Source organism: Deinococcus murrayi DSM 11303 (genome assembly GCF_000482805.1).
GTDB lineage: Bacteria > Deinococcota > Deinococci > Deinococcales > Deinococcaceae > Deinococcus > Deinococcus murrayi.
Window position 1 is genome coordinate 70,251 of sequence record NZ_AXWT01000009.1, and the last position, 23,250, is coordinate 93,500.

The following is a 23,250-nucleotide window of genomic DNA, read 5'->3' on the forward strand; positions in this document are numbered from 1 at the left end:
CCCGCCCCTCGCCGAGCCGCTCGCTCCCCCTCGCCGGGAGTGGGCGGCTTGGGGGTTATTGGTGCTCCCACTTGCTAGCCTCTTTTCCGTGACGCGCCCGCCCGAACGCCCCCGGCCCCGCCGCTTGCCCCTGCTGCTTGCCTTTGATCTCGACGGCACCCTGATTCCGGACCTGGGCCGCGAGGTGCCCGCCGCGACCGTCCGGGCGCTCGCGCGGCTGCGGGGGCTGGGGGCGCGGGTGGCGGTGATTACCGGGCGGGACGCCGCCCCGCCGCAGGTGCTGGAGGCCGCGCAGCCCGATGCCGTGGCGACCAACAACGGGGGCCGGGTCGAGTTGCAGGGCGAGCTGCACCGCGAGGCCCGCTTCAGCGAGGACGAACTCGCCGCCGTCCTCGCGCACGAGCTGGAGGAAGCCCGCGTGGTCGTCTTTCGGCCCAGCGGTCTCTATGCCGAACTGCCGCCCGGCCATGCCCCCGAAGCCTGGATGGTCGAGCGCGGCGTGCGGCCCCTGGCGCAGGCCCCAGCGGGCGAACCCACCCTGAAGGTGGGCTTCTACCATCCCGGCGTGGCCGACTTTGCGGCCCGGCTGCGGGTGTCGCACCCCCACCTCGTCCTCACCGGGGCGCAGCCGCCCTACTCCGAGTTCCTGACGGTGACCCCGGCGGGGGCGCACAAGGGCGCGGCCCTCACCCTGATTGCGCAGGGGCTGGGGGTCGAGCTGGAGCGCACGGTCGTCTTTGGCGACAGTGACAACGACGTGGCGATGCTCGAAATCGCCGGGTACGCGGTGCAGGTGGGCCATCTGCCGCTGCTCGCTCCCCACGCCGACGACCGGGTCAGCGGGCCGCAGGCGCTGGGGCCTTACCTGGAGGAGCTGGCGGACCGGCTGGAGGCGGCAGAGGCCCCAGCCACCTGACCCGCCCCTCCGCCAGCTCCAGGCCGTGGGTGAGGCCCGGCAGTGCGTCGCCCTCCCGGTGGGCGACCACCAGCAGGTGGGTGCCCGCCCGCACGAGGTCCGGCAGCAGGGCCAAGAACCGGGCGCGGGCATCGGCATCTACGAAGTCCAGCCCCTCGTCCAGAATCAGCAACCGGGGTTGGTGGGCCACCGCCCGCGCGAGCAGGAGCCGCCGCAGTTGCCCCTGCGAGAGCGTGTCGGCGGGGCGCTCCAGCAACTCCGTCACGCCAAGCTGTCCGGCGAGGGCCTCTACCCGCGCCGCCTGCTCCGGGGTGAGGTCCGGCGCGAAGCCCTCAGTCCCGCCCCACGCGCTGCCGATGACCTCGCGGCCCGTCCAGCCCCGGCGCTGGCGCACGCTGGTCTCGGCGGAAACCAGCCCCACCGTGCGGCGGCGCTCGGTGAGGAGGTCGCGGGCGAGAAAGGGCCGTTCCACCCGCCCCCCCAGGGCCGCGGACAACTCCCCGGCAATCAGCCGCGCCAGCGTGCTCTTGCCGCTGCCGTTCTCGCCCGTCACCCGCCAGTGCTCGCCCGCCCGCCAGGTCCAGGACAGCGGTCCCAGCGCCCGCCGCCCATTGCGGTAGACCTCTACGTTTCGCAACCGCACGAGGTCGCCCGCGCCGGGGGGCCGGGGCAGCGGCGGGGGTGAGGGGAGGGCCAGGGCAGTGTCCCCGGCCCCCCGCACCGTCCCCCCCTCCACCCGCAGCCGTCGCCAGGGCAGGGCGGGCGCTTCCTCTGGGCGGTGGGTGGCGAGGACCACCGCGACGCCCGCCCCGTGCACCTCGCGCAGCACCTCCCCCAGCTCGGCCCGTGCCCCAGCACTCAGCCCATCGGTGAACTCGTCGAGCAGGAGGGCGGCGGGCCGGGGCATCAGCGCCCGCGCCAGGCCCACCCGCCGCCGCTGCCCGTGGCTGAGGGTGCGGACGTCGCGGTCCAGCAGGGGCCACACGCCCGTCAGCGCGGCCACTTCGGTAAGCCGAGCCTCGGCGGGTGGCGTGGGCGTCCACAGCCGCAGCGAGTTCCCCTCGGACCCGGCGAGCAGCACGTCGCGCACCGTCTGAAGCCAGTCGCGGGTCAGGTAAAAAGCTTCGGCATCCGGCCCCACCACCGCGAGGGTCTGCCGCGCCCGCACCGCCGAGCGCCGTTCCTGGCCGTCCAGCCGGTAGACCCGCTCGCCCGCTGCCGGGGCCACCTCCCCCGCAAGCAGCCGCAGCAGGGTGGTCTTGCCGCCGCCGTTTGGCCCCTCCAGCCGCAGCGCCTCGCCGGGCCACAGCGAAAGGGTCACGTCCCGCAGCGGCGTTCCCCCGCCCACCCGCACGGTGACGGCCCGCAGCTCTATCAGGGGAAGGCTCATCGGGGAGGAGTCTAGAACACCCACGCAAAAAAGCCCCCCTTCGCGGCGGAAGGGGGACTCTGGGAAGCGCGTCCGAATCAGCGCTTGCTGAACTGGGGGGCGCGGCGGGCCTTTTTGAGGCCGTACTTCTTGCGCTCGACCTCGCGGGGGTCGCGGGTCAGCAAGCCCTTGGGCTTCATCTGGGCGCGGAAGTCGGGGTTGACCTTCAGCAGGGCGCGGGCGATGCCAAGCTTGATGGCGTCCGCCTGACCGCTGGGGCCGCCGCCCGTCACGGTGATGTAGGCGTCGTAGCGCCCGGCGGTGCCCGTCTCGCGGAAGGCTTGCAGGGCGTGCACGGCGCGCAGCAGCCCGCGGAAGTAGGTCTGGAACTCCTTGCCGTTGACGATAATCTTGCCTTCGCCCGCACGCAGGAAGACGCGGGCAACAGCGGCCTTGCGGCGGCCCGTACCGTAGAACTGTTCAGTAGCCATTAGCGGACCTCAATCTTCTGGGGCTTCTGGGCGGCGTGGGGGTGCGTCTCACCCGCGTAGACCTTCAGGCGGCCATGCATCGCGCGGCCCTGGCGGCCCTTGGGCAGCATGCCAAACACGGCGTGCTCGATGACGCGCTCCGGGTGCTTCTTCAGCGCCTCGCGGGCGGTTTCGGTCTTCAGGCCGCCCTGGTAGCCGGTGTAGCGGGTGTACACCTTGCCGTCGAGCTTGCCGCCCGTCAGCACGACCTGCGCGGCGTTGAGCACAACCACGAAGTCGCCCTGAATCATGTTGGGCGTGAAGTCGGGGCGGTGCTTGCCGCGAATGCGGCTGGCAATCAGGGTAGCGAGGCGGCCCAGGGGCACGCCCGCGGCGTCCACCACGACCCAGTTCTGCTCGTCGTTCTTGGGAATGAAGGTTTTCACCGTGAAACTCCGTGTGAGGGGATTTGGCGGCGACACGCCCCGCGCTGGCCGGGGGAAAAGCGCGTGCGTGTCCGGGTGCCTCCCGGTCGTTTCGGCCCTACCAAGCGCGAAACACTAAAGGTGAGGGTATCAGAGGGCAGGGGTGGGGGGCAAGGGTGGGATTCAGGGGGCCTCGCCCTCCAGCAGCGCCTCCATCGCCAAGCGGTAGCCCAAAAACCCCAGCCCGCTGATTTTGCCCCGGCACACCGCCGCCGTGACCGAGCGGTGGCGGAACTCCTCGCGGGCGTCGACGTTGGAGATGTGCACCTCGACCACCGGGAGGCGCTGCCCGGCGATGGCGTCGCGCAGGGCGTAGGAATAATGCGTCAGCGCCCCCGGATTCAGCACGATGCCGGAAAAACCGTGCTCCTCGGCGTCCTGAATCCACTCCAGCAGTTGACCCTCGTAGTTGCTCTGGCGGCAGGTGACGGCGGTGCCCAGCTCCGCGCCCCAGCCCTCGCACAGCCGTTCGAGGTCTTCGAGCGTCTGGGACCCGTACACGTCCGGCTCGCGCAGGCCGAGGCAGTTCAGATTCGGGCCGTTGAGGACGAGAATCATGGGGGCAGCGTAACAGGGGGAGGGGCCGGTGGGCAGTGGGAAGTGGGAAGTGGAGGGTCAGGCGGTTGGGCTGTTCCCGTTTTGGGGGCGGGGCCTGTCACCCTGAGCGCCGCGAAGGGTCCCAGGACGCCAGGAGGGGAGACGCTTCACCCTTCTCCACTGACCACTCCCCACTCCCCACTGACCTCCTCCTGCCACCGCGCAAACTGCCGGCGCAGCACGTCCTCCGGCACCCGCCCCAGATACGGCTGCCCCAGCTCCCGCAGCAGCACGAAGCGCACGCCCCCCGCGTCGGCCTTTTTGTCGCGGGCCATGTAGGGCCACAGGTCGTCAAAGGTGAGGTTGGGCAGGGGCGCGGGCCGCTGCCAGCGCAAGAAGGCCAGCGTGTGCCCGGTGAGGTCGGCCCCGCCCAGCGCGAGGCTGAGCCGCGCCGCGTAGTGCATTCCGTAGGCCACCGCCTCGCCGTGGGGAATGGCGTGGTGGGTGTGGGCCTCCAGCGCGTGCGCGAGCGTGTGCCCGAAGTTGAGGTGGGCGCGCTCGCCCTGCTCGGTGGGGTCGCGGCGGACCACCCCCGCCTTCACGGCGATGGCGTCGGCCAGCGTCTCCTCCAGCCCCGTTCCGCCGGGCCGGAACTCCGGCGAGAGTACGCGGGGCAGCAGGGAGGGGTCGGCAATCAGGCCGTGCTTGTAGGCCTCGGCGGCCCCTTCGCGAAAAACGGCGGGCGGCAGGGTCCTCAGCGTGTCCACGTCGCACCACACCGCACCGGGCGGATGAAAGGCCCCCACCAGGTTCTTGCCTTCGGGGAGGTTCACGCCCGTCTTGCCGCCGACCGCCGCGTCGACCATCCCCAGCAGGGTGGTCGGCAGGGCATAAAAGGCCACCCCGCGCAGGTAGGTCGCCGCGACGAAGCCCGCGAGGTCGGTCGCCGCGCCGCCCCCCAGCCCGACGACCGCCCCGTCACGGGGGAGGTTCGCCGCCGCCAGCCGCGAGAGCACGTCCGCATAGACCGCCAGCGTCTTGCACCCGTCGCGCGGGGGCACGCTCACGGTGACGGCAGGGGAGAGGGCCGCCCGCGCCGTCTTCACGAAGGCGGGCGGCAGGTCGGCAGGGTGAATCAGGGCGACGTGGCGCTGCGGAAGCCGCACTCGCCCCAGCAGGCCCGCCCCCACAGTGACCGCGGAGGGAGGCTCGCCCCCGACTTCAATCCGGCGCATGCTAGTCGGACGCCCGCTCTGCGAGGGGTCCGGGTTCCTCCCAGGCGGCCTTCGCGTCGGCCCAGGCCCACAGGCGGTCGATGATTTCTTCCACGATTTCTTCGGCGGGACGGCCATCGCTGTGGACATGGATGGTGCCCTGGCGGTAGTGCGGTTCGCGCTCGGTCATTAGGGTGCGGATGCGCGAGAGGGGGTCGGGGGTTCGCAGCAGGGGCCGCTCGGAATGGCGGGTGCGCTGGTAGACCGTCTCCGGACTGGCCCACAGCACCACGACCGGGCCGCGCTCCAGCAGCCTGCGGCGGTTGGCCTCGTGGATAAAGGTCCCCCCGCCCAGGCTCACGACCGCGTGGTCGAGCCGGGTCACCCGCTCGACGACCTCCGCCTCGCAAGCGCGGAAGTAACCTTCCCCCTCCTGCTCGAACACCTCCGGAATGCTCTTGCCGACCACGCGGGAAATCAGCTTATCGGTGTCCACAAAGTGTAGGGCGAGCGCCCGCGAGAGTTCCCACCCCACGCGGCTTTTGCCGGTGCCCATAAAGCCCGCCAGCGCCACCCACGTGACGGGACGCTCGATCAGGCCGAACCCGTTCATGCCCGGCAGTCTAGGGCAAGTCACCCGCCGGGACCGGATAGGGAGAACCTTTAGGCGGGGGGCGTGTCGCGTGTGGCCCGTGGAGGGGTCTTCAGTATCCCCGCGCATAGGCCCGCGCCGCTTGCAAGCGCTCCTGAAGTTCGGGCAGGGTGTCGCCGCCAAACTTTTCGAGCATCGCGTCGGCCAGAACCCAGCCCACCACGCACTGAAGGATGACCCCGGCGGCGGGCACGGCGGTCGTGTCGCTGCGCTCGCGGGCGGCGTCGGCAGCCTCGTGGGTCACCACGTTCACGGTGGGCAGCGGTTTCATCAGGGTGGCGATGGGCTTCATGGCGACGCGCACGATGAGTTCCTCGCCGTTCGTCATCCCCGCTTCGAGGCCGCCCGCTGCGTTGGTGTCGCGGGCGTAGGTGCCCTCCCGGTAGTAGACCGGGTCGTGCACGCCGCTGCCGGGCCGCGCCGCGTTCTCAAAGGCCCGCCCGATTTCCACTCCCTTCATCGCCTGCACGCTGAGGCAGGCCTGCGCAATGCGCCCGTCGAGCTTGCGGTCCCAGTGCACGTAGCTTCCCAGCCCCACCGGGAGACCCCGGAAGCGCACCTCCAGGATGCCGCCCAGGGTGTCGCCGTCCTTTTTCGCCCGGTCAATCCGTTCGCGCATCTGCGCCGCCGCGTCCGGGTCGGGGGTGCGCAGGTCGGAAGCTTCAATCGCCTCCAAGGCGTCCCACGAGAAGGGCTGCTGCGTCTCGATACCGCCCAGGCTGGCGACGTAGTTCGCCCCCTCTACGCCGAGTTCCGCGAGCAGCTTCAGCGCCACCGCCCCCACCGCCACCCGCGCCGCCGTCTCCCGCGCCGAGGCCCGCTCCAGGACGTCGCGCAGGTCCTTGTGACGGTACTTGATGCCGCCCGTCAGGTCGGCGTGGCCGGGGCGGGCGTCGGTGAGGGCCTTCTTGCGCGGCTCGCCGCCCGGCTCCGGCGACATGATGTCCACCCAGTTGCGGTGGTCGCGGTTTTCAATCACCAGCGTGACCGGGGCACCCGTCGTGCGGCCCGCCCGCACCCCGCTGAGAAGCTGCGCCTCGTCCGTCTCGATGACCATGCGCCGCCCGCGCCCGTAGCCCCCCTGCCGCCGCCGCAGCCAGGGGTCAATGTCGGCCTTGCCCAGCGGGAGCTGCGCGGGCAGCCCCTCGATGATGGCCGTCAGTTGCGGCCCGTGCGACTCCCCGGCGGTGAGGTACCTCATGGGGACTCCGGGGCGGGGATGAGGGAAGCAGGCGCAGGCGCAGGCATGCCCGGACTCTAGCGCCGGGGGGCCAGGCTGCGCCGTGCCCTGCCCAAACAAACACGCCCCCCGGAAAGGGAGGGCGCGTGCAGGGAGGGGGCGCGGGCTATTTGACGACAGTCCCGGTGATGATGACGAGCAGCTGGGTCTGCGAGCGGTCGGTGCGCTGCTGGCTGAAGGCCGCGCCGATGACCGGGATGCTGCTCAGCAGGGGCACCCCGTTCGTGGTGCGCGACTCGGTAGTCCCCAGCAGGCCGCTCATCAGGACGGTCTGCCCGCTCTTGAAGGTGATGGTGCTCTGGGCTTCGGAGTTGGTGAAGTTCAGCAGGTTGGGCACCTCGGTCGTGGGCAGCGCCCCCGCGAGGCTGTTGACCTGCCCGCGCACCCGCAGGGTAATGGTGCCGTCGGGCGCGACCTGCGGGTCAAAGAAGTCGAGGTTGAGGCCGTAATCGATTTGCTTTTCGATGTTGCCGCTGTTGGACGGGATGTTGATTTCCAGCCGCCCGCCACTCTTGATGGAAGCCGCCGCGTTCGCCGAGGCATTTTGCGAGTTCGTTCCGGTCCCCAAGGAGCGCTGCCCGCTTTGCATGGAGATGTTGCCGTCATAGACGCGCTTGGTCAAGCCCTGCGTCTCCAGCGCTTGCAGGGTGGGGAAGATGTTGAAGCCCACCAGGCTCCGGGTGGGGTCAAAGGTGGCCCCCAGCCCGCTGCCGCCCACGCTCACATTGAAGCCCCCGAAGTTGACCTTCCAATCCATGCCGAGCGTTCGGGCTGCCGTCTCGTTAATTTCTTGGATGCGGACCTGCACGTTAATCTGCGGCACAACCTGGTCGAGTTGGGGAATCAGTTCGGCCACCTGCGCGACCTGCGAAGGCGTGCCGCGCACAATCAGGGTGTTCGTGCGGCGGTCGGCCACAATACTCAACTCTGGAATCAGAGCATTGGTCGTCTCGTTCCCACTGGCTTGGCCTTGTGTTGCAACGCCGTTATTAGAATTTGTGAGGGCACCCGGTTGTGCTGGTAGGGTCACGGTAGTTGAGTCGCGGGTTGCGATGCTAGGGGTGACAACCGTTTTGGTCGATGTAACGTCAGTAGCGGCTTTGCCAAGTAGGGTCGCTTTGACCTCTTCAGCAGGTGCATTCACGAGCTGGAAGACACGCTGTACTGTCTCAGCTACAGGCGGTGCCGGGCGGTCGACTTGCCCCAGCAGCGCGAGGGCCGCGTCGAGTTGCGTAGGCGGTCCGGTGAGGACCAGTTGTCCGGTCTGGCCCACGGGCGTGACCTTGAGGCCAGTAAACTGCGCCCCCAGCAGGGCCACGATGTCGGCTTGCTGGCCCTTGACGGCATAGACCCGCTGGGCGGTGGGCGCTTCGGCGGGGGCGGGGGCGGGGGCGCGGTCGACCTGCGCCAGCAGCGCGAGGGCTGCTTCCAGGCGGTTTTGTGGTCCGGTGATGACGATTTGCCCGGTTTGGCCCACGGCGGTCGCCCGCAGTTCGGGGAACTGGGCCGCGAGCAGGGCAGTCACGTCGGCGCTCTGACCCTGCACGGTGTAGATGCGCTGCACGGTGGGCGGCTCGGCGGGGGTGGCACGCACATTGGCGGGCTGCGCGGCCACGATGTCCGCGAGCAGGCGCTCGACCTGCGCTACCTCCTGATTGGTGCCGCGAATGATGATGCTGTTGGAGGCCGTCTCCGCGATGATGCGCAGGGTGGGCGAGTCGAGGACGATTTCCTCGCGGGTCTCCTCACGGGTGCTGGTTCCCGCGCCCTGGGCGGACGTGCTCTGGCTCACGGCTTTCAGGCTGCCGAATGACAGCTTGAGCTGCCGCTCGACCAGGGGCGCACTCAGGGCAGCGGGCAGGCGCACGATTTTCTGTACCGGGCGGGCCGTCACCCGCAAAACGGGCTTGCCGCCGACCCGCAGCGTCTCGTAGCTCAGGCCATAGAGGTCGAGGACCAGCGGCCAGACCTCGTTAAAGGGCTTGTTGACCACGCTGTAGGTGATAAGAGGCCGCGTCGCCGTACCCGTGCCCGCACCACTCGTGCTGTTGGCCTGCAAGATGGCCTCAACGCCGGGTTCCAACAGAATCTCGTACCCGGCGCTTTTGGCGAGGGCCAGCAGCATGGCCGTGAGGTCGCTGCCCGCCCGCCGCAGGTCAAAGGTGACGGCGGCGCTCGAAAGCTGGCGGTCGGGCGTGCCCGCAGGCGTGGCAGGAACGGGGGCGGCAGGCTGCGCGGCGGCCATGCCGAGCGCGGCGGTCAGGAGCAGAACGTATCTCTTCATGGCTCACCTGGGTCGCGGGAGAGGTCAGGAGTGGGGGCGGCGAGGGCCAGTGGGGGGCGGGGGTCCGCCGGGGAGTCGGTTTGCGCGGCGTCAAACTCGGTGATGACGGCGAGGTCACCCCACACGGGGAGGGTGTCGGCGGGCTGCCGGACGATGACGATGGGCCGGGACTCGTGCAGGCCTGTGGGCGAGGCCTCTTCTTCCTGGCCCGCTGCGCCGAGGTCCAGCGTCTCGCCGCCGAGTTCGAGGGTCACGCCAGAAGCGCGGACCTCGCGGACCACCGCATCCGAATCGGGCAGGGTCTGCCCCTGCGAGACCACCACGTAGCCGTCTTTCGAGCGGAAGATGGCGGTGTTCACCGGTCCCAGCACGGCGGCGTCAAAGGCCAGCGCGCGGGTTTGCACCAGGGTCACCAGCGGGCTGGCCGTGCCGGTACCCGCTTCCCCCTCCAGCCCCAACTGGGTGACGGGCTGCGGGAGGGCAGGTGCGGGTACCGCCACACCCGCCGGGGCCGGAAGGGCCGTGCTCGGAAGCGTGCTCAGGCCGCTGGCCACGGGGTCACGCGGCACGCTGACGCCCGCGACGGGAGCCGGGGCCGGACGGGGCGCTGCGGGCACCGTCCCGGTGACGCGCCCCGTGCTTCCTCCAGCGGGCCGCGACGCTGCCGGAGCCGCCGGCGAAGGAGAGGTCGCCGCGCTGGAACGGCGCGTGCGTGGGGTCGAAGCCGTGGGCGGGGGGGTCACGGACGGGGCGGTCACGGATGGGGAAGGTACGGGGGCGGGCCGGGTCACGCTGACGCCGCCCGCACCCGGCAGGGTGGGGGTGGGCAGCGCCCCGGCGGGCCGGGCGGCGGGAGCAGGGGTCGCCGGGGCGGACCCGCCGGAGGCTGGCGCCGCGCTGCTCCCCCCGGTGACTCCCCTGGTGGCCTGCGGGCGGCTGCCCGGCAGGGGCGCGAGGGCCAGGGCACCGCCGCCGCCGCCGCTGGGGATGGGGGCGGGGTCGCTCGCCGGGGCCGTGCCCGTGTCCGCAGGGGCCGACGCCACCGGGGATGCGGGTGCGCTGCCATTGCCGCTGGCTTCCAGGGTCAGGGGTCGGAAGGGGTTGCGGCCCGGCAGCGCGGCGAGGGGGATGTCGGGATTGATGCCGCCCGGCGTGGGGACGGCGTCCGCAGGGTCCGCCTCCTCCGGGGCGTCGCCACTGCCGAAGGCGGGAATCTGGGGGACTTCCAGTTCGTCACCCCGCTCAACGGGCGCGGGGGCCGCCGGGTCCTCCGCCGTGCTGGGGGCAGCGGCCACGCCCGCGCTGGGGTCGCCCTCGCCCCCGGCGGGCGGGTCGCTCGTGGGGGTAGGGGCGGGCGCCTCCGCCAGGGCTGCCGCTTCGCGGTTCGAGGTCCAGACGAACCAGCCCCCCAAGAGGGCGAGCAGCAGCAGCAACGCGAGCACCAGCCGCATCTCGCGCGAGAGCAGGGGAGGCTTGCCGATTTCGGTGGGTCGGGAGGTCACTGGGCACCTCCTGCGGCGGGGGCTTCGGGCGCTTCCGCCGCCGTGCCGGAGGCGGCAGCGGCGCTGGGGTCATAGGTGTAGACGGTGAGGTTCAGCGTGCCCTCCAGGGCGGGGTCATACGAGGTGGCGGCGGGCATTTGCAGGCCCACGCCGCTTACGGTCGTAAAGCGGTTCATGGTCTCTAGGCTCCGCAGCGCCCGGAACACGGCGGCGTATTGCCCCTGCACGCCCAGGTTCAGGCCGATGGGCCGCACGCCCCCCGGCAGCCCCTCGCCGGGCGCACTCTGCACGGTAAAGGTGCTCAGCTCGGCCCCCGCCGCCGTCACGTTGCGCCGCACCTCGTCGAGGACCGTGCCGAACTGCGCGGTGGGGGGCAGCGCCCGCAGGAACTGGTCGCGCTCTTCCCGCAGGCGGGCGACGGTCTCGCGCAGTTCCGGAAGCGCCCGCTGGGCCGCGCGGTAGCGGTCTGCCGTCAGGCGAGTGGTTTCCAGCTCGCCCTCCAGCAGGGTGATTTCCTGCATGCGGGCCTGATAGCGCCCGAAGTACCAGGCCGTCAGCAGCAGGGCGCTCCCGGCCAGCGCCAGCAGGAAGAGGGTCCGCGGAGTCAGCCCGGACAGAGCGCCGGACAGGGAAAAAGAAGGCTTAGCCATGGCCGCCTCCGCGGCGGTCCTCGCCGCCGCTCACCGGGTCGGCGGGCGGGGCTTCGGGAGCCGGGGTGCCCTCCGGGGCGGGAGCCGGAGCCGCCGCGTCCGCTGGAGTCGCGGGCGGCTCGCCGACCAAGCCCACCGAGGCCGTGAAGGTATAGAGGTCGGAGTCTCCCTCCCGCTGCACGCCCCGGAAGTTGACCGCGAAGCTGGGGCTGTTCTCGAAAGCGTTCAGGAAGTTCACCACCGACTGCTGACTGCGGGCCGTACCCGACAGGTCGAACTCGCGCACGACGTTCTTGCCCGCATAAACGCCCGTTTGCTGGAGGTTGCCCAGCGCGGCAGCGTCCAGGGGCCTGACCGTCATGGACGTCAGGGCCACCCCGCCCCCGCTGGGCAGTTGGGCGGAAAACGCCGCGAGGTCGTTGGTCCAGTAGGTCTTGTTGCTGCGCAGCTGCTGGGCGACTGCCGTCACGCCCTCCAGGGTGCGCTGCTCGGCGACCAGCCCGTCGTATTCGGTCTTGGCCCCCTGCAAGGCGGCAATCTCGCCCTGCAACTGCGCCTGTTCGTCGCGCAGCGCCCCCAGGCGGCCCCCCACGCGGGCTTCTCCCAGCGCGACCAGCAGCAGGCTGAGACCCAGCACGGCGGCAGTCCCGTACTTCCAAGCGTCGGGGCGGGTGCTGCGGCGCTGCTCGCGTGGGAGCAGGTTGATTTCAACCATGCGGCACTCCCCTCAGGGCCAGGCCCAGCGGCACCGTGAACTCGGCGGCGTGTCCCTGGAGATAGCCGGGGTCGACCCCCGCCGCGCTCGTGTCCACCGACAACCAGGGGTTGGCGACGTCCACCCGGAAGCCCAAGGCGTCGCTGATGGCCTGCTCTAGGCCACGCAGCTTGGCCCCACCCCCCGCGATAAAGGTCCGGTCGATCACCACGTCGCCCGACTGTACCCGGTAAAACTCCAGCGAGCGCCGCACCTCGGTCACCAGGTCGGCCAGGACGGGCCGGATGACCTCGAAGATGCGGGCGGGGCTGTACTGCTCGCGGGCAAGGTCAAAGTTGAGCAGGTCCTCTTCGGCCTCGGTGGGGGTCGACGCCATCGCGTAGCCCAGCTTGATTTCCTCGGCAGCCCCGAAGTCGAGGTCGAAGGCCTTTTGCAGCGCAGTCGTGAAATCGTCGGCGGCCACCGCGATGTTGCGGGCCATCAGGATGCGGTCGCCGCGCACCAGGCTGATGACGCTGCTGCTCGCGCCGATTTCCAGCACCAGCGCGACCTCGCTGTGCTCGGTGTAGTTCTTGCCCATCAGGGTGGTCTTGTTCAGGTGCTCACCCAGCAGGTTGCCGCGCAACGCCCGCAACGCCGCGAAGCTCTTGAGGTCCACGACCACGGGTTCCAAGCCCGCGAGCCGCAGCACCTCGACCTGCCGAGCGACCGCCTCGCTGGGGGCCGCCGCGATGACCGCTTCCATCTGGCCGTCTTCCGGAATCTGCGCGGGGTCGTCGAGGAGGTCGTAGTCGAGGTTGACCTCGTCGATGGGGTAGGGGATGTAGCGCTCGGCCTCCCACTTGATCGCCTCGTCGAGGTCCCCGCGCTCCATGCGCGGCACCAGGATGTTGCGCGTCACCGCAGACCCGTTGGGCACGGCGGTGACGGCGTGGCGAGCGGTAATCCCGTGTGCGGCGAGCAGGCCGCGCAGCTCGGTCGCGACCACCTGCGGGTCGGCCACCAGCCCGTCGCGCATGCTGCCGATGGGCGTGGGGGTCATGACCGCGTGCTGTAGGGCAGGGGGGGCACCGGGCCGCAGCGCCACCACCTTGATGGCGCTCGTTCCGATTTCCACCCCGATGGCCGCTGGGCGTGGTCGAGTAAGGCGTTGGAGCAGGCTTGACATTCTCCCTCCAGGGGCGGGGCGGATTTAAGGCTTCTCACCGAACTCGGTCCAGGAGACGTGGGGGGAGCGCGGCCCCGTCAGGCCGGGCGTCCCGCCATGCTCAAGCCGAGGACGTTGCCCATGCAACCACCCCCCCCGTCACCGAACTCTGACAAGCTCTTAAGCCCGTTGGGGGCGACATTCCGGGCGCTTCCCCCAAACCATGAAGGACGTGCCCTGCCGGGGAGGGCAGGCGCGGGTTAGCGGCGCAGCGGCTCCAGCCCCAGCCCATAGACCCGCACGGTCCCGCCGGGCGAGACGGTCACCACGTCCCCCCCGACCAGCCCCACCCGCCCCGGCGGATGCGGCACGCTGGCCAGCACCCGCCCGGAGGCGTCCAGCCGCTCGAGCGCCCCCCCCGTGAGCTGGAAGCGGTCCACCCGTGTGACGGCGGTCGGCACGGTGAAGGTAGCGGCCCCGGTCGGCGCAGCGGCAAGGAAGGGCAGCGGGCTGACCTCTACCACCGCCCCGTCCGCCACCCGGCGCAGGGTTCCGGCGACGAGAGCGTAATCCTCACCGTCGCCGCCGGTCACGACTGCCGTGGGCGCTCCGGCCACCCCCCGCGCGGGCTGTCCCCCGTAGGTCACCGCCGTGCCGTCCTCGCGGTAGGCGCGGGTGCCGGAGAGGGCCACCACCCGCCCCACCGGCACCGAGCGGGCCGCCCGGTCGAGCGTGAGCACGGTTCCCGCGCCGGGCAGCGCGGCCCAGGCGTCGCCGTCGTTCCAGGCCACCGCGACCGCCGGACCGGGCAGGCGGGGACAGGTCACCCGGTAGGAGGGGGCGCGGGCGACGCAGGCGCGGCCCCCCTCCACCCAGGCCACCCCGTCGGGAGAGAAGGCCGCGTCGAAGGCGGGCACCGTCAGGGTGGGGCGGGTGGCAGTGCCGGAGGTGGAGGCAGGGGCACAGGCGGCGAGGAACAGCAGGGGGCTGAGGCAAAGGAGGGGGCGCATGGGGCTATTGTTCCGCGCCGGGGGCCGGGAGAGGAGCGGTCAGCTCTCCGCCAGGGCTTCTCGCGCTTCCAGCAGCGCCCTTACCACCACGTCCAGGCCCACGCCCTCCCGCGCCCGCTGCTCCGGCGTCCAGGAGATGCCCCGGCTGGCCTTGACGAGCACGACGTCGCCGTCGCGCACCTCGGCGAGCAGGTCGGCCAGCAGCTCCGGCACGGTGGCGTAGGCGCGGTCGCCCAGCTCGGCGGCAAAGGCCCCCACCCCGTAGGTCAGGTCGGCCCGCTGCCGGGCGTAGGCACCGACCCCCGCGTGCAGTTCGCGCTCGGTTTCGCCCAGTTCCAGCATTCGCCCCAGCACGCTGAGGCGGCGGCCCCCGAAGGTGGCCAGGGCGTCCAGTGCGGCGGTCACGGCGAGGGGTGAGGCATTGTAGGCGTCGTCAATCACGGTGTAGCGGCCCGGATGCACCCGGAAGCGGCCCCCCGGCACCGTCACCCCGGCGAGGCGGGCGGCGGCCTCCGCGAGGGGCACTCCCGCTTCTGCGGCGAGCGCCAGCCCCAGCACCGCCGCTTCCGCCTGCACCCGCGAGGCGAGGGGGAGGGTGACAGGCACCCCCTGGAAGCGGAAGCTCGCCCCCTCCGGGGTGACCACCAGCCCTTCCCCGGCGTGGGTAACCCCCACCCCGAAGCCGTAGGTCGGGGTGCGGGGAAACCAGGGAGCGGCCTGCTCGCTCACCAGGCCCCGCCGCCCTTGCAGAATCACGCCCTTCTCGCGGGCGACCCCCTCCAGGCTGCCGAGCTGCTCCAGGTGCGCCGCGCCGATGGCGGTCACCACCCCCACATCGGGCCGCACGAGGTCCACCAGCTCGGCCATCTCGCCCACGCGGTCGATGCCCATCTCGACGACCAGGGGCCGCCCGCCTCGCCCATGCTCGATGAGAAAGCAGGCGATGGCGGGCAGGGTGTTGTACACGGGCATGTACGCCGCGTCCAGCGCCGCCGCCGCGTAGCTTTTGGCGGTGGTCTTGCCCACGCTCCCGGTGATGCCGACCACCAGCGGACTGTGCGCCCGCTCCGCCCGCGCCCAGGCGAAGAGGGCTTCCCGCGCACCGTTCCCATCCAGGCTGGGCACCCGGACCGCCCCCGGCACGTCGAGGTCGGTCAGGATGAAGGGCGCTCCCGCCGCTCGCGCCGAGTCCACGAAGCGGTTGCCGTGCATCCTCTCGCCGGGGAGGGCGACAAAGGCGACGTCGGGGCCAGCCTCACGCGAGTCCCAGGTCAGGCGCTGAGCGGGGCGGGCCTCCGGATGGACGGCAGCCGCAAAAGGGAGGGGACCGTGCGGGTCGAGCATGGGCGGAGGATACCTGTACCGTGGGGGCGCATGACCCACCACCACCTCGGCACCGGCCACATCCATACCGTCTGGGACCGCGCCCTCTCCCCGGCCCTGAGCGTGCGCCCCGGCGATACGGTCACCTTTGACACGCTCGACGCCTCGGACGGCGGGGTCGCGCGGCGGGCGGCGCTGGGGGACGCCTCCGGCCCGGCGGAGCTGCTCGCGCTCGCGGCGGCGGACGCCCACGGGCCGCGCCCCGGCCCCCGTGGGCACCCGCTCACCGGCCCCGTCTTCGTGGAGGGGGCCGAGCCGGGGGACGCCCTGCGGGTGGAGGTGCTGGAGGTCCGCACCGCCGCCTGGGGCTGGACCGGGTGCCGCCCCGACGGCATCGGCCTGCTGGACGCCGCGCTGGGGGCCGAGGGCCTCACGCCCTACACCCACCTCTGGGACCTGCGGGCGGGCGACCACGCCGAGTTCCTGCCGGGCATCCGGGTGCCCCTCGCTCCTTTTCCCGGTGTGCTGGGCGTGGCACCGGGCGAGCCGGGGCCGCACCCCACCGCGCCGCCCCGCCGGGTGGGCGGGAACATGGACATCCGGCAGCTCGTGGCGGGCAGCACCCTCTGGCTCCCGGTTGAGGTGCTGGGAGCGCTGTTCTCGGCAGGCGACCTGCACGCCGCGCAGGGGGACGGCGAGCTGTCGGGCACCGGCATCGAGTGTGCAGGGCAGGTCACCCTGCGCTTCGGCCTGGAGCGGGGCGCGGACCTGGCCACCCCAGAGTTCGTCACCCCCACCCACGGCGGAAGCAGCCGCCGCTGGCACGCCACCACCGGCCACCATCCCGACCTGATGGAAGCGGCTCGCCTCGCCCTGCGCCCCCTGCTGCGTCGGCTTCAGGACCGGGGGCTGACGTTGGAGCAGGCCTACGTGCTGTCGAGCGCGTGCGTGGACCTGAGAATCAGCCAGGTCGTGGACGCGCCGAACTACACGGTGAGTGCCTTCCTGCCGCTGGATATCTTCGGGGAGGGAGAAGGGAGAGCTGTGGGGTAGGTCAGCTCTTCTTGCGCCCCCGCTCGATGGCTGCCCCCAGCGTCAGCCCGAACATCATCCCCAGGGGAAGGCTGAGCGCCAGGTGCCCCGTTGCGGCCCCCAACGCCGTCCCCACCCCAATCCCGATGGCGAGGCCCGCCCCGATTCCCGGCTTCGCGTTCTTGCGCGGCTTCATGCCCCAGCGTGCGCCCTTTGCGTTTCAACGGCATGAGAAACAGTGGCGAAGGGCCGGGAACAATGCCCCGGCCCCTCCACTCTGCTCCCGCCCGCCTACTCCAGGGTCACCAGATAGTCATACAGGTCCGGCCCGCCCGTGTGCACCTCGACTTCGGCCAGCGGGAAGGCGTGGCGGAGGCGCTCCGCGAGGGCTTCCAGGCTTTCGGGGGTGCTCTGCGGCCCGCCGAACACCGTGATGACCTCCTGGCCCTCGTAGCTGCGGTTCAGCAGATGCAGCACGCTGTCTTCGGGGGTGCCGCCCGATTGCACGAGTTCGTCGTCTCGCAGCCCAATCACGTCGCCCTCGGCAATCTCCAGGGTCTCGCCTTCCTTCGTCGTGATGGTCGTCGAGCGGCTCGCGCGGGTCACCTCGAAGGTGGTCACGTGGCTCGCCGCTTCCGTCATCGCGTTCCGCAGGCTCTCGGCGTCGCTGTCGGGCTGGAAGGCGAGGGCGGCCCCGATGCCCTGCCCCAGCGTGCGGGTGGGCACGACGACGGCGCGGCCCTCCATCAGTTCGGTCGCCTTTTCAGCGGCCATCAGGACGTTCTTGTTGTTGGGAAGGATAAGGACCTTCTCGGCGCTCACCGAGCGCACCGCGTCCACGATGTCCTGCACGCTGGGGTTGGCGGTCTGCCCGCCCGACACGATGCGGGCACCCAGCGAGCGGAACAGCTTGACGAGGCCGTATCCGCTCGCCACGGCGACGAGACCGGAGGGCGGCACCTCCTCCTCGGCGCGGGCTGCCGCCCCCGCCATGCCCAGAATCTCGGTGTGCTGCTCGGACATGTCCTCGACCTTGGTCTTGAGCATCCGCCCGTAGCGGCCCACCGTCGCCAGCAGCGCGTCGGGTTCGTTGGTGTGGATGTGGCCCTTGACGTAGCCCTCTGCGCCCACGACGAGCAGGCTGTCTCCGAAGGGCGACACCAGTTCGCGGATTTCCTCGATGGGCTTGGTCGCCTCCGACATCAGGAACTCGGTGCAGTAGCCGAACTCCTCGGTTTCGAACTGCTCGCCCGCGTAGCTCGTGACTTCGGGGGCCTCCGGCAGCGCGTCGCCGCGCAGGGCCGCGAGCATCCCCTGCACCACGTACAGGTAGCCCTGCCCGCCGGAGTCGATGACGCCCGCCTGCTTGAGGGCCGGAAGCATCTCCGGCGTCTGGTCGAGGAGGCGTTGGCCTTCAAAGAGTGCTCCCTCCAGCACCGCGTCCACCGTGTCGCGCTCGCGGGGGGCGTTCGCGCCGTCGGCCACGCCCCGCGCGACGGTGAGGATGGTGCCCTCGACGGGCTTCATCACGGCCCCGTACCCGGCCTTTTGCGCGGCGCGGAAGGCCTGGGCGAGGGTGGCGGCGTCCACGGCCTGCACCCCGCGCACCGTCTCTGCGAAGCCCTTGAGGAGCTGCGACAGAATCACGCCAGAGTTGCCCCGCGCTCCCAGCAGCGCCCCATAGCTGATGGCGCGGGCGACCGAAGCCATGCTCGACTCGTCGCAGGTGTCGAGTTCGCGCCGCACCGATTGCAGGGTGAGGTGCATGTTGGTGCCCGTGTCGCCGTCGGGAACCGGGTAGACGTTCAGCGCGTTGACCTGCTCGCGGTACACGCCCAGCCAGTCGGTCGCCACCCGCAGCATCCGGGCGAGGTCGGCAGGGGCGAGGGAAGGGGTGTGCTCAGGCACGCTGCACCCCCACCGCGTGGATGCGCGTGGCCTTGAGTTCGATGCCCGCCTGGGTCCGCACAAGGTGCTCGACCCTTTCTTTGATGTTCTGGGCAACGGTGGGGATGTTGACCCCGTAGGCGAGCACGACGTAGAGGTCGGCGGCGTAGTCGGTGCCCTCGCGGGTCACCACGACGCCCTCGCGGGCGTTGGCGCGGCCCAGCACGCGCGAGAGGCCTTCCTTGAGGTTGGCCGGGGCCATGCCCACCACGCCCGGCACCTCGTGCGCGGTCAGCCCGATGAGGGAAGCGAGCGCCCCCTCGGTGATTTGAATGGAACCAGTCACAGTGAGGGGCAGTATACGGCGGGGGGCATCCTCCCGGCCCGTGCTCTACTGGGGGCCATGCAACTCGTGACCGGACCGCTGGAGGGGGCGCAGGCCGCTGACCTGACGCTGACGTTCGTGACGCCGGAGGCCGCGGAGCAGCTCCGCGCCGCCCGTGCCCTGAAGCCGGGCAAGGTCGCCCTGCTCTCGCGCGGCGAGGCGGGGGACGTGGCCGCCGCCCTGACCCCGGAGGACCCGGCCCAGGCCCGCGAGGTGGGCGCGGCCTTCGTGAAGCTGGCGACCGACCTCGGTGCCCGCACGCTCGCGGTGGAGGCGACCGAGTACGGGGACGCGCTCGCCCTCGCGGCCCTCACCGCCGGAAGCAAGGATGCCCGCTACCGAGCGGAGGCTCGCCCCGGCCCGGCCTCCCTGACTGTGTCTGGCCTCGCGGACCCGGCGCGGCTGGGGGCCTTCGCCGCGGGGGTGCAGTTCGCCCGCGACCTGGTGAACGCGCCCGCCAACGTCCTCAACCCCGTCACCTTGGCCCGCGAGGCCCGCCGCCTGGAGGAGCACGGGGCCGACGTGGACATCTGGGACAGCGCCGAAATCGAGGCGCGGGGGATGGGCCTGCTTGCCGCCGTCGCCGCCGGGAGTGCGGCGGGGCCGCGCCTGATTCGGGTGACCCTCCCCGCGCGGGGGGAGGTCACGCGGGTGGTCGCCCTCGTCGGCAAGGGGGTCACCTTCGACACGGGCGGCTATTCCCTCAAGCCCGCGCAGGGGATGTACCCCATGAAAAACGACATGGGCGGCGCGGCCACCGTTCTGGGCGCGATGCGGGTGCTCGCGGGCTTGCGCGAACGCCTCCCTGAAGGCCTGGAGGTCCGCGCTTACGTCCCCGCCGCCGAGAACATGGTCGGCCCCCACGCCATGCGCCCCGGCGACATCTACCGCGCCGCGAACGGCAAGACGGTCGAGGTCGTGAACACCGACGCGGAGGGCCGCCTCATCCTGGCGGACGCCCTCGCGGTCGCCTGCGACGAGGGAGCCACCGAGGTGGTGGACGTAGCGACCCTGACCGGGGCCAAGATGGTTGCACTGGGAGCCGACATCGCGGGCCTCTTCTCCAATGACGCGGGCCTCTCTGCCCGGCTGAAGGCGAGTGCCGAAGCGGCGGGCGAATACGTCTGGGAGCTGCCCCTGCACGCGCCGTACCTCAAAGCCTTCCAGAAGGAGACGCTCGCCGACCTGCGCAACTCCGACCTCGTGCCCCAGGGGGGCAGCATCAAGGCGGCCCTCTTCCTACAGGAGTTCGTCACCCGGCCCTGGGCACACCTCGATATCGCGGGCAACGCCCAGAAAGACGGCGAAGCGACCGGGTGGGGCGTGGGGACGCTGGTGGAGTACGTGCTGGGCGGCGCGTAGCGTGTGGCTGGTGGCGCGTAGAGGCAAAGCGCGCTCTACGCGCCTCCCTGCCAGCGCAGCCGCAGCCGCTGCCCCAGTCGGCGGTAGAGGGGCGGGGCGTGATGCTCCCCGAAGTCGCGGGTGGCTTCCTCGCTGCCGACGTCGTGGCCGTACTTCTCGGTCAGAAAGTAGCGGTGGTCCATAATCCACAGGTAGAGGTCCGCCTCGGTGCGGCCCGGAAAGCGGCTCATCACATCGTGCTTGTCCAGGTTCTCGACCACCCGGCTGTAGAGGCGGTAGTACCAACTGCGGACCGCCTCCTCCCAAGACACCGGGGGCAGCCCCTCCCGCTCCGGTTTGCGGTCAAGGAAGTACTGCCGGGTGCGGATGTGCTCCAGCAGGCGGTCGTAGCGTCCCGGCGTCGTAAAGAGAATCTCGCGGTGGCCTGGCACCACCTCGTTTAACCGCGTTTCGCGCAGGAAACGGGCGTATTCCCCCTTGATGATGAGGTCGCGGAGGGTGTCGTCCTCGTCGGGGGGCACGGTCACCTGAAGCTCGATGACGTGGGCGTCGATGTACTTCTGTCCCTGCCGCCGCGCTACCGAGACGCGGTGGTTGCCGTCCTTGACGAAGTACAGCTCGCCCACCTTGTACACCTGGATGGGCGGCAACTCTTTGCCCTGAAGCTGTGCCGCCCGCACCCCAATCCAGCGCTCGTCGAGGTGGCGCTCGCGGGGGAGGTAATGGCGGTCGAACTCGCGGTAGCGGTCGACCGAGCCGGCGATCTGCTCGACCGGAATCGCTTGCACCCCCAGCGAATGCTCGCCCTGGGGGGCGAGGTGCCGCACCCAGTCAAAGGGCAACAGGTCCCCCCGCTCGCGCCGCAAGATGGCGAGCAGGTCGTGCAAGTGGGCGGCCCGGCGGGCACGTTCCACCTCGTGCCGGGCACGGATTTTCGGGTCGTGGTCGGTCATGGCTCTCTCCGCCTCTTCGGGAGCGGGGGCCTCGCGGCCTGCCTTCGTGCGCCGCCTCCAGCTGGCCCCTCTTTGGTGTCCAGCGTACACCTCCTCGGTCAGACGAATGTCTGCCCGGCACAGCCAGCCACCTGCGGGGTGTGGGCGGTTCGGGCGAGAAAGGTGCCCGCGCCCATAGCCTCGCCCGGCGCTGCGGGGTGAAATGCGGTCATGCTCGGCAAGTTTTTTAAGAAGCCCGCGGACGACCTGGGAGGCCGCGTCCCCCCCGGCCAGACGCTGACCACCCGCTTTCCGGTGCTGACCTACGGCCCCACGCCCCGCTACTCCCCGGAAGAGGTCGTCGTGCGCGTCTTCGGCCTGGCCGAGGAGCAGACCTTCACCTGGGCCGACCTGCTGGCGCTGCCGCAGACCACCCTCACCTATGACATCCACTGCGTGACCCACTGGAGCAAGCTTGATACCACCTGGACGGGCGTGCGGGTCGTGGACCTGATGAGGCACCTTCAGCTCAGGCCCGGCGCGACCCACGTCATGCAGCACTCGGTGGGCGGGTACACCACCAACCTGTCTCTGGAGGACTTTACTCGGCCCGAAAACCTGCTGGCCCACACCTTCGACGGCGAGCCGCTGACGCCAGAGCACGGCGGCCCGCTGCGGCTCGTCGTGCCGCACCTGTACTTTTGGAAGAGCGCCAAGTGGCTGACCGGCCTGGAGTTCATGGACAGCGACCGCCCCGGCTTCTGGGAGCGCAACGGGTACCACATGCGCGGCGACCCCTTCGCCGAGGAGCGCTATGACGATGATTGAGCTGTCAGCCGTCCGCGCTCAGCCGTCCGCGGGGGAGGGCTATCTCGTTCCCGACGTGCTCGAGGAAGGGCTGACGCTGGTGCTCGTCGGCACGGCCCCCAGCCGCATCAGCGCCCGCGCGAAGGCGTACTATGCCAACCCGGAGAACAAGTTCTGGCGGGTGCTCGCGGGGGTCGGCCTGACGCCCCGACAACTCGCCCCGCGCGAGTACGCAGAGCTGCCGGAGTACGGCCTCGGCCTGACCGACGTGGCGAAGCGGCACAGCGGGGTAGACGCGGCCCTTCCCGCTGAGGCGTGGGCACCCGATGAACTGCGGGAGAAGATTCGGCGCTACCGCCCCCGCCTCGTCGCCTTTACCTCCAAGCGCGGCGCTGCCGAGACGCTGGGCCTGCCCACCGGAAAGCTGCCCTACGGCCCGCAGCCCCTCCCGCTGGAGGGGGCCGAAGTCTGGGTGCTGCCCTCGACGAGTCCGCTGGGCCACACCCATTTCCGGCTGGAGCCGTGGCGAGCGCTCGCGGACCGGGTGCGGGAGCTGCGGGGGAACCGCGAAGCCCCCCACCCCGTACCCTGAGCCATGTCGGCGCATCTTCCCCCCCGTCCCCCCCGTCCCGGCGACGACGCCTGGGCAGCAGCCCCGCGCCCGGCGCTGCCCCGTCCCACCTTGCCGCCCGACCTGGGCCGCCGCGCCAAGGGCCTGACCTGGTTGGCTGTGCAAAGCGTGCTGGGCTTTGTCGCCGTGCTGGGGCTGCTGCTGCTGTTTGGCCTCCTGCTCGCGCTGGGCTGGGACCCGGCGGGGTGGCTGATTGGCGTGACCCTCATCCTGGCCTTCCTGGGCGTGGCCCGCACCTTCTTCCAGGGCCGCCGCTTGCTGTCCCCCGCGCCCGAAGTGCCGCTCGCGCAGGCCACTCCCGACGACGACGAGGCCCGGCTGCTGCGGCTGCTGCGCTCCGGCGAGCGTGCCTTACCCCCGGCGGCCCGGCCCGCCTTCCACGCCGCGATCATCGCCACCCGCGACGCCCTGCGCCTGACCGCCGGCGATGAGACGCTGAGCCGCGACGCCTTCGATGCGCGGCAGGCCGCTCGCGAGGACCTCCCCGCCCTGCTCCAAACCTACCGAGCGGCCCCGCATGCCCCCGATGCCGAACGCCTCCTCGTCTCGCAACTTGACCTGATTGGCCGCCGCATGGGCGAGGTCGTCCACGAGCGCCGGGGCCAGCACACCCGCACGCTGGAGGCGCAGCGGCGGTATCTGGAGAGCAAGTACGGGGCGGGGGAGCAGTAAACAGCTTCCAGCCGCCAGCGGCCAGCTC

Annotated in this window: 24 protein-coding genes; 6 read left to right on the forward strand and 18 right to left on the reverse strand. The window is 71.3% G+C overall.

The window, feature by feature from the left end; genetic code table 11:
- The first annotated feature begins 88 nt into the window (after positions 1-88).
- The gene (locus H565_RS0101655; RefSeq protein WP_027459507.1) at positions 89-916 is read left to right on the forward strand and encodes an HAD hydrolase family protein; all 828 of its coding nucleotides are present in this window, start codon (positions 89-91) and stop codon (positions 914-916) included.
- Here the strand turns inward: H565_RS0101655 and H565_RS13965 are convergent.
- The 14 genes from H565_RS13965 to murF form a co-directional block, all read right to left on the reverse strand.
- Positions 837-2,306, reverse strand: a complete 1,470-nt coding sequence (locus tag H565_RS13965) for an ATP-binding cassette domain-containing protein (RefSeq protein ID WP_084542855.1) — start codon at positions 2,304-2,306, stop codon at positions 837-839. The genes H565_RS0101655 and H565_RS13965 overlap by 80 nt on opposite strands.
- Before the next feature lie 77 nt (positions 2,307-2,383).
- The gene (gene rpsI, locus H565_RS0101665) at positions 2,384-2,776 is read right to left on the reverse strand and encodes a 30S ribosomal protein S9 (RefSeq protein ID WP_027459508.1); all 393 of its coding nucleotides are present in this window, start codon (positions 2,774-2,776) and stop codon (positions 2,384-2,386) included.
- On the reverse strand, positions 2,776-3,201 hold the full coding sequence (gene rplM / locus H565_RS0101670; protein WP_027459509.1) for a 50S ribosomal protein L13: 426 nt from the start codon (positions 3,199-3,201) through the stop codon (positions 2,776-2,778). The genes rpsI and rplM overlap by 1 nt, the downstream gene beginning before the upstream one ends.
- A 162-nt stretch (positions 3,202-3,363) precedes the next feature.
- Entirely contained in the window at positions 3,364-3,798 is a 435-nt protein-coding gene (gene aroQ, locus H565_RS0101675; protein ID WP_027459510.1) for a type II 3-dehydroquinate dehydratase, read from the reverse strand.
- A 146-nt stretch (positions 3,799-3,944) separates the two neighbouring features.
- On the reverse strand, positions 3,945-5,012 hold the full coding sequence (gene aroB, locus H565_RS0101680) for a 3-dehydroquinate synthase (protein ID WP_027459511.1): 1,068 nt from the start codon (positions 5,010-5,012) through the stop codon (positions 3,945-3,947).
- A gap of 1 nt (position 5,013) precedes the next feature.
- Complete coding sequence (locus H565_RS0101685; protein WP_152550624.1) at positions 5,014-5,712, reverse strand: shikimate kinase; 699 nt, start codon at positions 5,710-5,712, stop codon at positions 5,014-5,016.
- Entirely contained in the window at positions 5,696-6,844 is a 1,149-nt protein-coding gene (gene aroC, locus H565_RS0101690; RefSeq protein WP_027459513.1) for a chorismate synthase, read from the reverse strand. The genes H565_RS0101685 and aroC overlap by 17 nt, the downstream gene beginning before the upstream one ends.
- Positions 6,845-6,989: 145 nt before the next feature.
- Positions 6,990-9,167, reverse strand: a complete 2,178-nt coding sequence (locus tag H565_RS0101695; RefSeq protein ID WP_027459514.1) for a type II secretion system protein GspD — start codon at positions 9,165-9,167, stop codon at positions 6,990-6,992.
- On the reverse strand, positions 9,164-10,669 hold the full coding sequence (locus H565_RS16205; RefSeq protein WP_027459515.1) for a hypothetical protein: 1,506 nt from the start codon (positions 10,667-10,669) through the stop codon (positions 9,164-9,166). Before H565_RS16205 ends, H565_RS0101695 begins: the two co-directional genes overlap by 4 nt.
- Positions 10,666-11,319 (reverse strand): type IV pilus inner membrane component PilO, encoded by a 654-nt coding sequence (locus H565_RS0101705; protein ID WP_051363358.1) that lies wholly within the window; start codon positions 11,317-11,319, stop codon positions 10,666-10,668. Before H565_RS0101705 ends, H565_RS16205 begins: the two co-directional genes overlap by 4 nt.
- Complete coding sequence (locus H565_RS0101710) at positions 11,312-12,034, reverse strand: fimbrial assembly protein (RefSeq protein WP_027459517.1); 723 nt, start codon at positions 12,032-12,034, stop codon at positions 11,312-11,314. The genes H565_RS0101705 and H565_RS0101710 overlap by 8 nt, the downstream gene beginning before the upstream one ends.
- Positions 12,027-13,202: a type IV pilus assembly protein PilM gene (gene pilM / locus H565_RS0101715; RefSeq protein ID WP_027459518.1), complete on the reverse strand. Its 1,176-nt coding sequence runs from the start codon at positions 13,200-13,202 to the stop codon at positions 12,027-12,029. Before pilM ends, H565_RS0101710 begins: the two co-directional genes overlap by 8 nt.
- Positions 13,203-13,441: 239 nt before the next feature.
- Positions 13,442-14,191, reverse strand: coding sequence for a hypothetical protein (locus H565_RS0101720; protein ID WP_027459519.1), 750 nt, complete (start codon positions 14,189-14,191; stop codon positions 13,442-13,444).
- Positions 14,192-14,230: 39 nt separating this feature from the next.
- The gene (gene murF / locus H565_RS0101725) at positions 14,231-15,535 is read right to left on the reverse strand and encodes a UDP-N-acetylmuramoyl-tripeptide--D-alanyl-D-alanine ligase (RefSeq protein ID WP_027459520.1); all 1,305 of its coding nucleotides are present in this window, start codon (positions 15,533-15,535) and stop codon (positions 14,231-14,233) included.
- 30 nt (positions 15,536-15,565) lie between these two features.
- Between murF and H565_RS0101730 the strand changes: the two genes are divergently transcribed.
- Positions 15,566-16,567: an acetamidase/formamidase family protein gene (locus H565_RS0101730; RefSeq protein ID WP_027459521.1), complete on the forward strand. Its 1,002-nt coding sequence runs from the start codon at positions 15,566-15,568 to the stop codon at positions 16,565-16,567.
- A gap of 1 nt (position 16,568) precedes the next feature.
- Here the strand turns inward: H565_RS0101730 and H565_RS16525 are convergent, their stop codons facing one another.
- The 3 genes from H565_RS16525 to H565_RS0101745 all read right to left on the reverse strand — a co-directional run bounded on the left by H565_RS16525 (position 16,569) and on the right by H565_RS0101745 (position 18,779).
- Positions 16,569-16,742, reverse strand: coding sequence for a glycine zipper domain-containing protein (locus H565_RS16525; RefSeq protein ID WP_169726643.1), 174 nt, complete (start codon positions 16,740-16,742; stop codon positions 16,569-16,571).
- A 95-nt stretch (positions 16,743-16,837) separates the two neighbouring features.
- Positions 16,838-18,409: a DAK2 domain-containing protein gene (locus H565_RS0101740; protein WP_034408025.1), complete on the reverse strand. Its 1,572-nt coding sequence runs from the start codon at positions 18,407-18,409 to the stop codon at positions 16,838-16,840.
- A 37-nt stretch (positions 18,410-18,446) separates the two neighbouring features.
- A complete protein-coding gene (locus H565_RS0101745) occupies positions 18,447-18,779 on the reverse strand; it encodes an Asp23/Gls24 family envelope stress response protein (protein ID WP_027459523.1) in 333 nt (110 codons plus the stop codon).
- Between the two features lie 57 nt (positions 18,780-18,836).
- On the opposite strand from H565_RS0101745, the gene H565_RS0101750 reads away from it, so the two are divergent.
- Positions 18,837-20,180 carry a M17 family metallopeptidase gene (locus tag H565_RS0101750; protein ID WP_027459524.1) on the forward strand — a complete coding sequence of 448 codons (1,344 nt, stop codon included), beginning with the start codon at positions 18,837-18,839 and terminating at the stop codon, positions 20,178-20,180.
- Positions 20,181-20,215: 35 nt separating this feature from the next.
- Here H565_RS0101750 and H565_RS0101755 read toward each other — a convergent pair whose 3' ends face one another.
- A complete protein-coding gene (locus tag H565_RS0101755) occupies positions 20,216-21,133 on the reverse strand; it encodes a DUF4032 domain-containing protein (RefSeq protein ID WP_027459525.1) in 918 nt (305 codons plus the stop codon).
- Between the two features lie 210 nt (positions 21,134-21,343).
- On the opposite strand from H565_RS0101755, the gene H565_RS0101760 reads away from it, so the two are divergent.
- Genes H565_RS0101760 through H565_RS13970 form a run of 3 tightly spaced genes read left to right on the forward strand, consistent with a single transcriptional unit; the run spans position 21,344 to position 23,222 of the window.
- Positions 21,344-21,940 (forward strand): sulfite oxidase-like oxidoreductase, encoded by a 597-nt coding sequence (locus H565_RS0101760; RefSeq protein WP_027459526.1) that lies wholly within the window; start codon positions 21,344-21,346, stop codon positions 21,938-21,940.
- Positions 21,933-22,511 (forward strand): mismatch-specific DNA-glycosylase, encoded by a 579-nt coding sequence (locus H565_RS0101765; RefSeq protein ID WP_157468844.1) that lies wholly within the window; start codon positions 21,933-21,935, stop codon positions 22,509-22,511. Before H565_RS0101760 ends, H565_RS0101765 begins: the two co-directional genes overlap by 8 nt.
- A gap of 3 nt (positions 22,512-22,514) precedes the next feature.
- Positions 22,515-23,222 carry a hypothetical protein gene (locus H565_RS13970; protein WP_051363359.1) on the forward strand — a complete coding sequence of 236 codons (708 nt, stop codon included), beginning with the start codon at positions 22,515-22,517 and terminating at the stop codon, positions 23,220-23,222.
- Positions 23,223-23,250 lie beyond the last annotated feature (28 nt).